12 protein-coding genes are annotated in these 12,818 nt (G+C 75.0%); 4 read left to right on the top strand and 8 right to left on the bottom strand.

All coding sequences use genetic code 11. The features are described 5' to 3' along the window. Positions 1-63 precede the first annotated feature (63 nt). The 4 genes from HIR71_RS05580 to HIR71_RS05565 all read left to right on the top strand — a co-directional run bounded on the left by HIR71_RS05580 (position 64) and on the right by HIR71_RS05565 (position 4,942). Positions 64-1,473, top strand: a complete 1,410-nt coding sequence (locus HIR71_RS05580) for an acetyl-CoA C-acetyltransferase (RefSeq protein WP_169324075.1) — start codon at positions 64-66, stop codon at positions 1,471-1,473. Further along, positions 1,470-2,822 carry a 3-oxoacyl-ACP reductase gene (locus tag HIR71_RS05575; RefSeq protein WP_169324074.1) on the top strand — a complete coding sequence of 451 codons (1,353 nt, stop codon included), beginning with the start codon at positions 1,470-1,472 and terminating at the stop codon, positions 2,820-2,822. Before HIR71_RS05580 ends, HIR71_RS05575 begins: the two co-directional genes overlap by 4 nt. 43 nt (positions 2,823-2,865) lie before the next feature. Next, positions 2,866-3,996: a MaoC/PaaZ C-terminal domain-containing protein gene (locus tag HIR71_RS16715; RefSeq protein ID WP_311836114.1), complete on the top strand. Its 1,131-nt coding sequence runs from the start codon at positions 2,866-2,868 to the stop codon at positions 3,994-3,996. Positions 3,997-4,300: 304 nt separating this feature from the next. Beyond that, entirely contained in the window at positions 4,301-4,942 is a 642-nt protein-coding gene (locus HIR71_RS05565; protein WP_169324073.1) for a pentapeptide repeat-containing protein, read from the top strand. A 63-nt stretch (positions 4,943-5,005) separates the two neighbouring features. Here HIR71_RS05565 and purQ read toward each other — a convergent pair whose 3' ends face one another. From purQ to purD, 8 genes are all read right to left on the bottom strand, one after another. Continuing rightward, positions 5,006-5,698, bottom strand: a complete 693-nt coding sequence (purQ, locus tag HIR71_RS05560) for a phosphoribosylformylglycinamidine synthase subunit PurQ (RefSeq protein WP_169324072.1) — start codon at positions 5,696-5,698, stop codon at positions 5,006-5,008. Next, positions 5,698-6,003, bottom strand: coding sequence for a phosphoribosylformylglycinamidine synthase subunit PurS (gene purS, locus HIR71_RS05555; protein WP_169324071.1), 306 nt, complete (start codon positions 6,001-6,003; stop codon positions 5,698-5,700). Before purS ends, purQ begins: the two co-directional genes overlap by 1 nt. A 137-nt stretch (positions 6,004-6,140) precedes the next feature. Continuing rightward, a complete protein-coding gene (locus HIR71_RS05550) occupies positions 6,141-7,322 on the bottom strand; it encodes a hypothetical protein (protein WP_169324070.1) in 1,182 nt (393 codons plus the stop codon). Beyond that, complete coding sequence (locus HIR71_RS05545; protein WP_169324069.1) at positions 7,322-7,645, bottom strand: PadR family transcriptional regulator; 324 nt, start codon at positions 7,643-7,645, stop codon at positions 7,322-7,324. Before HIR71_RS05545 ends, HIR71_RS05550 begins: the two co-directional genes overlap by 1 nt. 61 nt (positions 7,646-7,706) lie before the next feature. Then, positions 7,707-8,798, bottom strand: a complete 1,092-nt coding sequence (locus HIR71_RS05540) for a zinc-dependent alcohol dehydrogenase family protein (protein WP_169324183.1) — start codon at positions 8,796-8,798, stop codon at positions 7,707-7,709. 26 nt (positions 8,799-8,824) lie between these two features. After that, entirely contained in the window at positions 8,825-10,339 is a 1,515-nt protein-coding gene (locus HIR71_RS05535; RefSeq protein ID WP_311836113.1) for an amidohydrolase, read from the bottom strand. A gap of 195 nt (positions 10,340-10,534) precedes the next feature. After that, positions 10,535-11,449 (bottom strand): phosphoribosylaminoimidazolesuccinocarboxamide synthase, encoded by a 915-nt coding sequence (locus HIR71_RS05530; protein ID WP_169324067.1) that lies wholly within the window; start codon positions 11,447-11,449, stop codon positions 10,535-10,537. Next, complete coding sequence (gene purD, locus HIR71_RS05525; RefSeq protein WP_169324066.1) at positions 11,446-12,804, bottom strand: phosphoribosylamine--glycine ligase; 1,359 nt, start codon at positions 12,802-12,804, stop codon at positions 11,446-11,448. Before purD ends, HIR71_RS05530 begins: the two co-directional genes overlap by 4 nt. Between the last annotated feature and the right edge of the window lie 14 nt (positions 12,805-12,818).

Below are 12,818 nucleotides of genomic sequence, written 5' to 3'. Positions count from 1 at the left end.
TTCGGCGGCACCGTCCACGCCCGCACCTCACGAACACTCGACGACGACGCGAGAGGACCTGCCATGGCAGCACCCCGCACGAACTCCACCACCCCCTCGGGCGCGCCGCGCCCGGCCACTGCTGCGACCCCCGGCACGACCGCCGGGGTGCCGGGCCCGCTCGCGCCGCGTCGCGCCGTCGTCGTCGGCGGCAACCGCATCCCGTTCGCCCGCGCGGGGGGTGCCTACGTACGCGCGAGCAACCAGGACATGCTGACCGCGGCGATCGACGGCCTGGTCGCGCGGTTCGGCCTCCAGGGCGAGCGCATCGGCGAGGTGGCCGCGGGCGCGGTGCTCAAGCACTCGCGCGACTTCAACCTCGCGCGAGAGTCCGTGCTGGGCTCGGCGCTCTCGCCCGAGACGCCCGCGTACGACCTGCAGCAGGCGTGCGCGACCGGGATCGAGGCGGTCGTCCAGCTCACCAACAAGATCCGGCTCGGGCAGATCGAGTCGGGGATCGCGGGGGGCGTCGACTCGACGTCGGACGCGCCGATCGCGGTGAGCGACCGGCTGCGGCGCGCGCTGCTCGACCTGTCGCGCGCGAGGACCACGGGGGCGAAGCTCGCCGCCGTCGCGAAGCTCCGCCCGAAGGACCTCGCCCCCGCCGCGCCTCGCACCAACGAGCCTCGCACCGGGCTGTCGATGGGCGAGCACCAGGCGCTCACGACGGCGCAGTGGAACATCACGCGCGAGGCGCAGGACGAGCTCGCGCTCGCGAGCCACCAGCGGCTGGCCGCCGCGTACGACGCCGGGTTCTTCGACGACCTCGTGACGCCGTTCCGCGGCCTGCCGAAGGACCAGAACCTGCGCGCGGACACGTCGCTCGAGAAGCTCGCCAAGCTCAGGCCGACGTTCGGCCTCGGCCTGAGCACCCCGGCGACGATGACCGCCGGCAACTCGACGCCGCTGACCGACGGCGCCTCGACCGTGCTGGTCGCCTCCGACGAGTGGGCCGCGGCGCACGACCTGCCCGTCCTCGCGACGTTCGTCGACGCCGAGGCGGCCGCCGTCGACTTCGTGCACGGGAAGGACGGGCTGCTCATGGGTGGCGCGTTCGCCGTCCCGCGGCTCCTCGCCCGCAACGGGCTGACGCTCGACGACTTCGACATCGTCGAGATCCACGAGGCGTTCGCCGCGACCGTGCTCAGCACGCTCGCGGCGTGGGAGGACGAGGAGTTCTGCCGCGCGCGGCTCGGGCTCGAGGGCGCGTTCGGCAAGGTCGACCGCGACCGGCTCAACGTGCACGGCTCGTCGCTCGCGGCCGGCCACCCCTTCGCCGCGACCGGCGGGCGCATCGTCGCGACGGCCGCGAAGATCCTCGCGGAGAAGAAGGCCGCGCTGGACCCGTCCGAGGGCGACCGGCCCGTCCGCGCCCTGATCTCGATCTGTGCCGCCGGCGGCCTGGCCGTCACCGCGATCCTGGAGGCAGCGTGACCGACACCTACCTGAACCTCGTCAACACGGGGCTCACGAAGAAGCTGGCCAAGAAGCTCGGCCTGCCCCGGCCGGTGCCGCTGGTGCGCTGGAAGCCCGGGCAGCCGCTGGTCGCCGGGCCGGTGCTCGTCGTCGGCTCGGAGCACAGCGAGAAGGACGCCGACGCCGTCGCGACCACGCTGCTCGAGTGGGACCTCGACGTGCGGCGCACGGTCGAGCCGGGGCAGCGGTACGCGGGCGTCGTCGTCGTGCTCACCGGGATCCAGCACCCCGACGAGCTGGGCGGGCCCGTCCTGAGCGTCGGCGGGATGCTGCGCGAGCAGCTCGCCCCGGCCGGGCGGGTCGTCACGCTCTCCCGGCCGGCGGTCGCGGACGACGCGCCCGCCGTGGCCGCGGCCCGGCAGGGCGTCGACGGGATCCTGCGGTCGCTCGCCAAGGAGCTGCGCGGTGGTTCCACGGGGAACGGGATCGTGCTGTCCGACGGCGTCGGCGTGGGCGCACCGTCCGTGCTCGGCGCGCTGCGGTTCTTCCTGTCGACGCGGTCGGCGTTCGTGGACGGGCAGCTGCTGACCGTCGACAGCCCGGCCGGGTCGGTGCCGCAGGACTGGGAGCGGCCGCTGGTGGGGCGGGTCGCCGTGGTCACGGGTGCGGCGCGTGGGATCGGCGCCGCGATCGCCGAGACGCTCGCGCGCGACGGCGCGACGGTCGTCGTGGTGGACGTGCCCGCGGCGGGCGAGTCGCTCGCGCAGGTCGCCAACCGGGTGCGGGGGACGGCGCTGCAGCTCGACATCACCGCGCCGGACGCGGGCGAGCGCATCGTCGAGCACGCGGTGAAGCGGCACGGCCGGATCGACGTCGTGGTACACAACGCCGGGATCCTGCGGGACAAGCTGCTCGCGAACATGAAGCGCGACCGCTGGGACTCGGTCATCGCGGTCAACATCGCCGCGCAGCTGCGGATCAACGAGCAACTGCTCACGTCGGGCGAGTTCACGCACGAGCCACGGATCGTCTCGCTCGCCTCGACGAGCGGCATCGCGGGCAACCGCGGGCAGACGAACTACGGGGCGTCGAAGGCCGGCGTCATCGGTATGGTCCGCGCGACCGCGCCGCTGCTCACCGCGTTCGGCGGCACCGCGAACGCCGTCGCACCCGGGTTCATCGAGACGGACATGACGGCGAGGATCCCGCGCGTCCCGCGCGAGGTCGCGCGGCGGGCGAGCTCGCTCCAGCAGGGCGGCAAGCCGGTCGACGTCGCGGAGACGGTCGCGTTCCTCGTCTCGCCTGCCGCGGGCGGCATCGTCGGCCGCACGCTGCGGGTCTGCGGGCAGAACCTGGTGGGCCAGTGAGCGCTCGGGCGGCGGCCCGGCGCGTGCCCGGAGGGATCTGAGCGTGGGACGAGCAGAACCCTCCGGAGGCCGCCCGCTGGTCGAGGTCGCGCTGCCCGGGGTGCCGGGGCTCGGCGGGCTCTACGCGCGCGGGCTCGCGGCGTCGGCCCGGAAGGCGGTGGGGGCGCGTGTCGGCGCCCTGGGGATCGGCGGCCGTGCGCGCGGCGCCTTCGGGGCCGGCGGCGGCCTGCCCGACGTCGCGTACCTGGTTCGCGACGTCCGCGCGGACGCCGAGCGGCTCACGGAGTACCAGCACCTGCTCGGCGAGAGCGCGTCCGACGTGCTGCCGGCGGGGTTCGTGCACGTGCTCGCGTTCCCGGTAGCGACCGCGCTCATGACGCGCGCGGACTTCCCGCTGCCGCTGCTCGGGATGGTTCATCTCGCGAACCGGGTCGAGCAGCGGCGGCCGGTGACCCTCGGGGACACGCTCGACGTGCGAGCCCATGCCCGCGGGCTGCGCGCGCACCGGTCGGGCACGCAGGTCGAGCTCGTCACGGAGGTCCGGGTCAGCGGGACGGGCGCGGACTCCGTCCCCGCGTGGCGCGGGGTGTCGACCTACCTCGCGAGGGGTGTCCGGATCGCCGGTCTCGACACCTCGACACCCGACGTGTCCGACGTGTCAGACGTGTCAGACGTGTCAGACGTGTCAGACGTGTCAGACGATGCGCGCTCCAGGGACCGCGGCGGGTCTGACACGTCGCGGGAGCGCGCGCCGACCTCCCACGTGTCAGACGAGGCGCGCGTCGGGGACCGCGGCGGGTCTGACACGTCGCGGCGATCGGCGTTCGAGCCGCCGTTGCCGACGGGACAGTGGCGCCTCGCGGCGGACGTCGGCCGCCGCTACGCGGGCGTGTCGGGCGACGTCAACCCGATCCACCTGTCGGCGCCGACGGCCAGGACGCTCGGCTTCCCGCGCGCCATCGCGCACGGGATGTACACGGCGTCGCGCGCGCTCGCGACCGTCGGGGCGGCCCGCACCGACGCGTTCACGTGGTCCGTCGAGTTCGCCAAGCCGGTCCTGCTGCCCGGCACGGTCGCGGTGCGTGTGGCCGAGGAGCGTGACCGTTTCGAGTACGCGGTCTGGAACGGTCGGTCGGGCAAGCTCCACCTCACCGGAGACGTCGTCCCGCACTGAGGCTCCCTCCCGGGCGGCTCTCGGCGCGGGCGACTCCGCCTCGACGCGCGGCTCGACGTGGCGCCCAGGGCAGCTGTCCGTCCGCGCGGAGCATGGGAACCGTGGTGCAGGAGGTGCTGCCCAGAACCGGCATCCGGCCCCACGCGCCCCAGCCGTCACATGCTCCGCGCGGACGGACGGGCGACCGCGGGAGATCGGCGCTGCGGGAGATCGGCGCTGCGGGGGATCGGCGCTGCGGAGGGAACGGCGCTGCGGAGGGAACGGCGCTGCGGGAGATCGGCGCTGCGCGTGGGATCGTCGTCGGGTGGAACCGCGCCTCGCCGACGTGAGCCTCCCGGACCTGCCGCCCCTCGCGGGCGACCTCGCGCCGGACGGCGAGTACGACGGCGTCGAGCTCCGCGACCGCGACCTCACCGGGCAGGACGCCGAGAACGCGCGATTCCTCGACGTACGCATCACCGGCTCAGTGCTCGACGACGTCACGCTGAGCCGGGCCCAGCTCGCCGGCTCGGTGCTGGACGACGTCCGGGCCAGCGAGCTCGACGCCGTCGGGTCGGTGTGGCGCGACGTGGTCCTGACGGGCTGCCGGCTCGGCGCGGTCACGGCCCACGCGTCCCAGCTGACGCGCGTCCGGATCAGCGGAGGCAAGCTCGACTACGTCAACCTGCGGGACGCGGCCCTGACGGACGTGCTGATCGAGGACTGCTTCGTCGGCGAGCTCGACCTCGGCGGCGCGCGCCTGACACGAGTGCGGCTCGCCGGGGTGCGTGTCGGTCAGCTCGACGTGACGCGGGCCCGGTGCGACGGCTTCGACCTGCGCGGCGGCGATCTGCGCGAGGTGCGCGGCGTCGCGGACCTGCGCGGCGCCGTCGTCGGCGAGCAACAGCTGATCGAGCTGGCGCCCGCGCTGGCCGCCCATCTGGGGATCGTCGTCCGGTCGGGCTGACACGCGGGGCGACCGGAGCACGACCTGCTCCCTCACGCACCCGCGCCCGGTCTGCGTCCGCGTTCAGGCGACCAGGGCGCGCACGACGGAGGTGAACATCGCCAGGCCGTCGGTCCCCGTGCGCGGACCGGTCGCGCCGTCGGGTCCGTAGCCGGGCTCGACCGCGTGCTCGGGGTGCGGCATGAGGCCGACGACGTTCCCGGCGGCGTTCGTGATCCCGGCGATGTCGTGGCGCGAGCCGTTCGGGTTGTCGTCGGCGTAGCGGAAGACGACGCGGCCCTCGGCCTCGAGCTCGGCGAGCGTGCGCTCGTCGGCGACGAACTGGCCGTCCTGGTTCTTGAGCGGGACCGTGATGCGCTGGCCGGCGCGGTAGTCGCGGGTCCAGGCGGTGTCGGCGTTCTGGACCGTGAGCACCTGCTCGCGGCACAGGAACGTGCGGCCGTCGTTCTTGATCATCGAGCCCGGCAGCAGGTGCGCCTCGCACAGGATCTGGAAGCCGTTGCAGATGCCGAGGACGGGCAGGCCCCCGCGCGCGGCGTCGACGATCGAGCTCATCAGGGGCGCGAAGCGGGCGATCGCCCCGGCACGCAGGTAGTCGCCGTACGAGAAGCCGCCGGGCAGGATCACGGCGTCGACGCCCTGGAGGTCGGGATCGGCGTGCCAGAGGGCGACCGCCTCGCCGCCCGCCAGCCGGACCGCGCGCGCGGCGTCCCGGTCGTCGAGCGTGCCGGGGAAGGTGACGACGCCGACGCGCATCAGAGCGCGGGCCCCGTCGAGGCGGCGGTCGTGGAGCCGGCGGTCGCGGCGGCGTCGGCCTCGATGTCGGCGACGCGCACGACGTCCTCGATGACCGGGTTCGACAGGACGGTCTCGGCCGCCTCCTGGGCCGCGGCGAGGACGTCGGGGGTCACGTCGCCCTCGACCTCGAGCTCGAACCGCTTGCCCTGGCGCACGTTCGTGAACTGACCGAAGCCGAGCCGCGGGAGCGCACCGGCGACGGCCTTGCCCTGCGGGTCGAGGATCTCGGGCTTCGGCATGACATCGACGACGACTCGTCCCATGCGGGGCACTCCTGTGAACGGGGGATGAGCGGGTGGGGCTTCCTCAGGATACCGAGTGCGGCGACCTGGCCCCCGAGCCGTCCACGTCCGCCCCACGACCTGGCAGAGCTGCGTGACGCTCACGCCTCACGTGGTTCTCACAGGCCAATGAGCGGGGGCTCCGACAGGTTCGGGAGCGGGTTCGGCACGAACCCGGGGTACGGGCACAGCTCGACCGCCGGGCGATCCGGCTCGGGCGTGCGACCCCGGCTCGCGATCCACCACACGTCCGCGAGCGCGATCGACGTGCCGCCGTCGGGCAGGCCACGCACCACCGCCGTCGCGAGCAGGAACGTCGGCAGCAGCACGGCGACCCCCACGCCGATCGGGACGCTCAGCCACAGCACGAGGCGGCCGCTGATCTCGAGCCACGCGACCGTCGCTCCGACGGCCACCCAGTAGGCGAGCCGGAGGACGCCGCGGACGCCGAGCGGTCGGAGCTCGCGGTGCACTTGGTCGACGCCGAGCGGCAGGAGCCGCCGCAGTCGCCGGTGCCCGACGACGGCGCCCACCATCCCGACCGCCAGTGCCACGGCGAGGACGGTCAGCCAGACGACGCGGTCGTCACCCACGGGTCCGACGAGCGACTGGATTCCGCCCACGTAGCCGGGCGGCGCGGGAGACGGAACTGGTTCCCACACGAGCAGGATGATCTTCGGGGCGGCCGCCACGGCGGTGAACGTGAGGAGGCCGAGCGCCAAGAGGAGCCCGACGGCGCCGGGGAGCCCGGTGCGCGCATCGACCCGCTGCCGGGGCGCGTAGACCTGGACCAGCGCGCCGGGGACCAGCGGTTCGCCGTGGCGCAGCTGTGCGTGCTTGAGCAACGCCTGGCCGCGCCGGTACCCGGACCCGATGACGAGGGACCCGAGCAGGAGCGCGACGAAGAACGCCAAGAACCAACGTGGTGGAGGCCAGCCGTTCACCACGGTGAAGAACGGGACCATCCACCACTGCGTCGTCAGGTACTGCCGCACCGGGTACACCGCGCCCTGGATGTCGTCGTACGCCCACGGGCGGTACGGCTGCGGGAGGCGGCGGTCGAAGAACCGGTACAGGACCCACGGCCCGACCGGCGGGTGCTCGCGCCATCGGGTCGCCCAGCCTCCGCGGACCAGACCGAGCACCTCCCTCCGCGCGAGCCGCGTCGCATCGCGCGGAGCCAGGTCGACCAGCACCTCCACGAGCTCCGCTCCCCGTGCCGTCCGCCAGCGCCGTGGGTACGCGCGCATCCACAGCGCGACGGACCGCGCGAACCGCGGGTCGACCCCGCGCGCCGCCATCACGCACCGCCGAGCGCGGGAGAAGCGCCGAGCACGCGCTGCGCCCGGCGGGCGAGCGCCCGCAACCGAGCGGTCTCTGCCGCGAGCGCCTCGTGACCGGACTCGGTCAGCCGGTAGTAGCGCCGCAGCCGTCCGTCGACGACGACCTCACCGGACGCCTCGGCGTACCCCGCTACGACGAGCCGGTCGAGGATGCCGTAGAGCGTCCCGGCGCCGAGGTTCACCGCACCGTCGGAGAGGACGCGCACGGCCTGCACGACGCCGTACCCGTGCCGTGGCTCCTCGGCGAGCGCGAGCAGCACGAGGTAGGCCTGCTCGGTCATCCTGAACGCCGTCACAGGCCGATATATATCGCGCGACAACCTATGCCGACAAGAGGCTGCCTCACGGCGCCACGACCGTCATCCCCGCGGCCGCCGACGCGCCGCCCATCGCCCGGAGCGCGTCGGGCGCCGCGTCCAGCCCGATGACCCGCCCGACCAGCCGCTCCGGTCGCAGCTCACCGGACGCGATCCGGTCGAGCATCGGGGGGTACTCGTGCGCCGCCATGCCGTGGCTGCCGTACAGCTCGAGCTCCCACGCGACCACCCGGTCCATCGGCAGCGGCGGCCGCGCCTGCCCGCCGAGCAGCAGCCCGACCTGGACGTGCCGGCCGCGCCGCCGCAGCCCGAGCACCGACGCGATCGCCGTCACCGGGCTCCCGAGCGCGTCGAGCGACGCGTGCGCGCCACCTCCCGCCGACCCGCCGGCCGACCCGTCGACCGACCCGCCGGTCGCCGCCCGGACTGCCGCCGCGACGTCGTCGGGCGAGCCGGTACCGCACGCCCGCGGGTCGAGGACCACCTCGGCCCCGAACGACCTCGCCGCCTGCCGCGCCGCCGCCGACACGTCCAGGGCGACCACGCGCGCGCCGTCGGCCACGGCCACCATGACCGCAGACAGCCCGACCCCGCCGCACCCGTGCACGGCCAGCCACTGCCCGGGGCGCACCCGCGCATGAACCGTCACCGCCCGGTACGCCGTCGCGAACCGGCACCCCAGCGCCGCCGCGGTCACCGGCGACATGCCGTCCGGCAGCCGCACGAGGTTGACGTCCGCATGATCCAGCGCGACGTACTCGGCGAACGACCCCGCATGCGTGAACCCGGGCTGTGTCTGCCGCTCGCACACCTGCTGCTCTCCCGCGAGGCACGCGGCGCACGACCCGCACGCACACACGAACGGCACGGTCACGACGTCGCCCACCCGCCAGCCGCGCACCTGAGCCCCGACCTCGGCCACGGTCCCCGCCAGCTCATGGCCCGGGACGTGCGGGAGGGCGATCCCGTCGTCGTGCCCCTGCCAGCCGTGCCAGTCGCTGCGGCACACGCCCGTCGCGGCGACGCGGACGACGACACCGTCGGCCGGGCACCGCGGCACCGGCACCTCGCGCACCTCGAGCGGGCCCGCGAACTCGTCGAGGACGACGGCGCGCATCGTCGCCGGCAGCGATTCCGACGACGTCACCGGCCCACCCCGTCCCACGTCCATCGCCCCGCGACGAGCGTCCCCGCCACCGGCATCGCGCGCAGACCCGCGGCGTCGACCTCGGAGGGATCGGCGTCGAGCACGACGAGGTCCGCGACGTCACCCACCGCCACCTCGGCGCGACCCCCGGCCGAGGCCGCGAGCGCGACGTCGAGGCTCAGCCCCTGCTCCGGGTGCCAGGGCTCGCGCCCGTCCCGTGTGCGGTGGACCGCCGCCGCGATCGCGAGCCACGGGTCGAGCGGCGCGACCGGCGCGTCCGACCCCAGCGCGAGCGTCACCCCGGCGTCGTGCAGCGCCGCGTACGCGAAGGCCCGGTGGGTGCGACCGACCCAGTACCGGTCCGCGACGTCGCGGTCGTCGAGCGCGTGCTCCGGCTGGATGCTCGCGACGACCCCGAGCGCGGCGAACCGCGTCAGGTCCCCGCGCGACACGAGCTGCGCGTGCTCGATGCTGCCGCGCGCGCCCGTCGCCTCGAACGCGTCGAGCGCGAGCGCGTTCGCGTGGTCGCCGATCGCGTGGATCGCGCACGCGAGCCCGTGCCGCGTGGCCTTCGCCATGAGCAGGCGCAGCTCCTCGGGCGGAACGGACAGCACGCCGTGGGAACCCGCAGCAGCCCCGAGCCCGGGGTACGGGTCGTGGCAGTAGGCCGTCCGCGTGTTGAGCGACCCGTCGGTGATCACCTTGAGCGGCCCCATCGTGAGCAGCCCGCCGGTGCCGCCGACGACGTCGCCCGTGGCCAGCTCCTCCGCCACCGGCCGGTCGAGGTACTCGGGCCACGCGGACGCCGCGACGCGCACCCCGTCGGTCGGCCGCGTGCCGCTCATCCGCCGGCGCCACGCGGTCAGGTTGTCCGCGAGCTCGAAGTCCACGACCTGGGTGACGCCGCGCGCCGCCGCGCCGCGCACCGCCTGGTCGACCCAGTCGTCGAGCACCGCCTCGGGCACGGCGACCGCGGCCTCGCTGATCGCGAACCACTCGCGCTCGCGCAGCACCCCGGTCGGATGCCCGACGACGCCGTGCCGCACCAGCGCGGCCGTGCTCAGCCAGGCGCAGTGGTAGTCGCCCGACACGAGCACCACGGGCGTGTCCCGCGCACCGACCCGCTCGAGGGCGTCGTCGAGCAGCGCCGCGGTGGGGGCGTTCGGCCAGAGCCCGTCGCGGAACCCGTACGCGACGAGCGCGGCGCCGGCCGGCGGAGGGTCGGTGCGGACCCGCTCCTGCACGAGCCGGACCACCTCAGCGGCCGACCGGGCGGCGGAGAGGTCGATCCGCCGGAGGGTCATGGCCCACTGGTTCAGGTGCACGTGCCCGTCACGCAGGCCCCGCATGAGCGTGCGACCACCGAGCGCGACGTGCTCGACGGCGCCCGCGGACGATCGGGAGCCGTGCGGGGTGACGGCCGCGACCCGGCCGTCACGCACGAGCACGTCGACGAGCGCCGAGGTGCCCAGCGGTCGCGCCCCCGTCAGCAGCACCGATCCAACCGCCACCGCACATCTCCTCATGTCTTCGCGCGCAGGCTCGGGCGGAGGCCGTCGGACCGGACGCGAGCTCGCGCGCACGGTACCCCGGTCCTCACAGCCGCGCGCGCGACTGCTGAGGTCGTCGTGACAGGTGAGCAGGCCGTCGAGCCTCACGAGTCACTCCCGTCACCGATGCGGCTGTGAAGTCCGACAGCCCACGCGTCAGAGCGCGAGCGCGCGTCCCGTCAGGCGCTCGTACGCCTCGAGGTACCTGCCGCGCGTCCGCTCGACGACGTCGTCGGGCAGCGGGGGCGGCGGGGTGTCGGAGGCGCGGTCCCAGCCCGACGCCGGGGACGTCAGCCAGTCGCGCACGAACTGCTTGTCGAAGCTCGGCTGGGCCCGGCCGGGCGCCCAGCCGTCGGCGGGCCAGAAGCGGGACGAGTCCGGGGTCAGCACCTCGTCGCCGAGGACGATCCGCCCCGCGGCCGGACCCTCGACCAGACCTTCGACAGGACGCCCGAACTCGAGCTTGGTGTCCGCGAGGATGACGCCGCGCTCACGCGCGACCGCCTCGGCGCGCGCGTACACCGCGAGGGTCAGGTCCCGCAGGTGCGCCGCGTCCTCGGCGCCGACCTGCGCCGCGACGACGTCGAAGCTGACGTTCTCGTCGTGCTCGCCGACCGCGGCCTTGGTCGCGGGCGTGAAGATCGGCGCGGGCAGGCGGGACCCGTCGACCAGCCCGTCCGGGAGCGGCACGCCGCACACGCTGCCGCGCGTCCGGTACTCGACGAGCCCCGAGCCGGTGAGATACCCGCGCGCCACGCACTCGACCGGGAACATCTCGAGCCGGCGACAGACCATCGCGCGCCCGGCGACCGCCGCCGGCACGTCGCGGCTCACGACGTGGTTCGGCACGAGGTCGCTCAGCTGGTCGAACCACCACAGGCTGAGCTGCGTGAGCACGACCCCCTTGCCCGGCACCGGCGTCGCGAGCACGTGGTCGTACGCGCTGACGCGGTCGCTCGCGACGACGAGCACGACGTCGCCGTCGGGGTGCGGCTCGGTCGGCACGTAGAGGTCGCGGACCTTGCCCGCGTAGGTGTGCCGCCAGCCCGGCAGCTCCGTCGGCCCGGTCACGTCGACACCTCGTCCTCGGAGCTCGCGTCGAGGTCCGCGTCGACCGGTGTGCGGACGGTGCCGGCCGCCGCATCCGCCGCGATGTCGGTGCGGTGGTGGCTGCCCGTGAGGCTGATCCGCTCGGTGCCCGCGTACGCGGCGGTGCGCGCCGCCGCGAGGTCCGCGCCGACCCCGACCACCGACAGGACGCGACCGCCCGAAGCGACCAGCGTGCCGTCGTCGGACACCGACGTCCCCGCGTGGAGCACGCGGACCCCGGGGACCTCCTCCGCCTCCGCGGTCCCCGTGACGGGGTCACCCGCGCGGGCGGCGGCGGGGTAGCCGTGCGCGGCGACCACGACGGTCACCGCGGCCTCGCGACGCCAGCGCAGGGGCGGCAGGTCGGCGAGTGTGCCGGTGGCCGCAGCGTGCAGGACAGGCGCGAGCGGGGTCTCGAGCCGGGCCAGCACCACCTGCGTCTCCGGGTCGCCGAAGCGCGCATTGAACTCGACGACGCGCGTGCCGCGGCTCGTGAGCGCGAGCCCGACGTAGAGCACACCGGCGAACGGCGTGCCGCGGCGCGCCATCTCGTCGACGGTCGGCTGCGCGATGCGCGTCACGACCTCGTCGACCAGGCCCTGAGGCGCCCACGGGAGCGGCGAGTACGCCCCCATGCCGCCGGTGTTCGGGCCGGCGTCGCCGTCGAGCGCGCGCTTGAAGTCCTGCGCCGGCGCGAGCGGGACCACCGTCGCGCCGTCGGTCAGGCAGAAGAGGGAGACCTCGGGGCCGTCGAGGTACTCCTCGACCACCACCGTACCGTCGGGCCGCTCGACGCAGGCGCGGCCGTGCGCGAGCGCCTCGGCGCGGTCCGCGGTGACCACCACCCCCTTGCCGGCCGCCAGCCCGTCATCCTTCACGACGTACGGCGGCCCGAACGCGTCGAGCGCGTCGGCGACCTCGTCCGGCGTCGTGCAGACGTGGGCCATCGCGGTCGGCACGCCCGCCGCCGCCATCACGTCCTTCGCGAAGGACTTGGAGCCCTCGAGCGCGGCGGCCTCGCCGCTGGGCCCGAAGCAGGCGATCCCCGCCGCGCGGACGGCGTCGGCCACGCCGGCGACCAGCGGAGCCTCGGGCCCGACGACGACGAGATCCGCCCCGAGCGACGTCGCGAGCGCCGCGACGGCGCCCGGGTCGGTCGGGTCGACGGCGTGCAGCTGCGCGATCTCACCGATCCCGGGATTTCCCGGCGCGGCATGGAGCGACACCGTGCTCGCAGACGCCGCAACGGCCGCCGAGGCCCCGACCGCCGGCCCACCGGCCAGCGCACGGACGAGGGCGTGCTCACGGGCGCCGGTCCCGATGACGAGGATCTTCACGGTGCGTGAGCCTA

Source organism: Cellulomonas fimi, assembly GCF_012952065.1.
Lineage (GTDB): Bacteria > Actinomycetota > Actinomycetes > Actinomycetales > Cellulomonadaceae > Pengzhenrongella > Pengzhenrongella fimi_A.
This window is presented reverse-complemented; position numbering and strand designations above follow the sequence as displayed.

Excerpts from the sequence above, each read along its gene's own strand:
- HIR71_RS05540 (WP_169324183.1), bottom strand. The coding sequence starts at position 8,798 with ATGCGCGCCGTCGTCCTCGACGAGTTCGCGGGCCCGCTCGAGGTGCGC.
- purQ (WP_169324072.1), bottom strand. The coding sequence starts at position 5,698 with ATGCGCGTCGGCGTCGTCACCTTCCCCGGCACGCTCGACGACCGGGAC.
- HIR71_RS05545 (WP_169324069.1), bottom strand. The coding sequence starts at position 7,645 with ATGACCGAGCAGGCCTACCTCGTGCTGCTCGCGCTCGCCGAGGAGCCA.
- HIR71_RS05550 (WP_169324070.1), bottom strand. The coding sequence starts at position 7,322 with ATGGCGGCGCGCGGGGTCGACCCGCGGTTCGCGCGGTCCGTCGCGCTG.
- HIR71_RS05580 (WP_169324075.1), top strand. The coding sequence starts at position 64 with ATGGCAGCACCCCGCACGAACTCCACCACCCCCTCGGGCGCGCCGCGC.
- purS (WP_169324071.1), bottom strand. The coding sequence starts at position 6,003 with ATGGGACGAGTCGTCGTCGATGTCATGCCGAAGCCCGAGATCCTCGAC.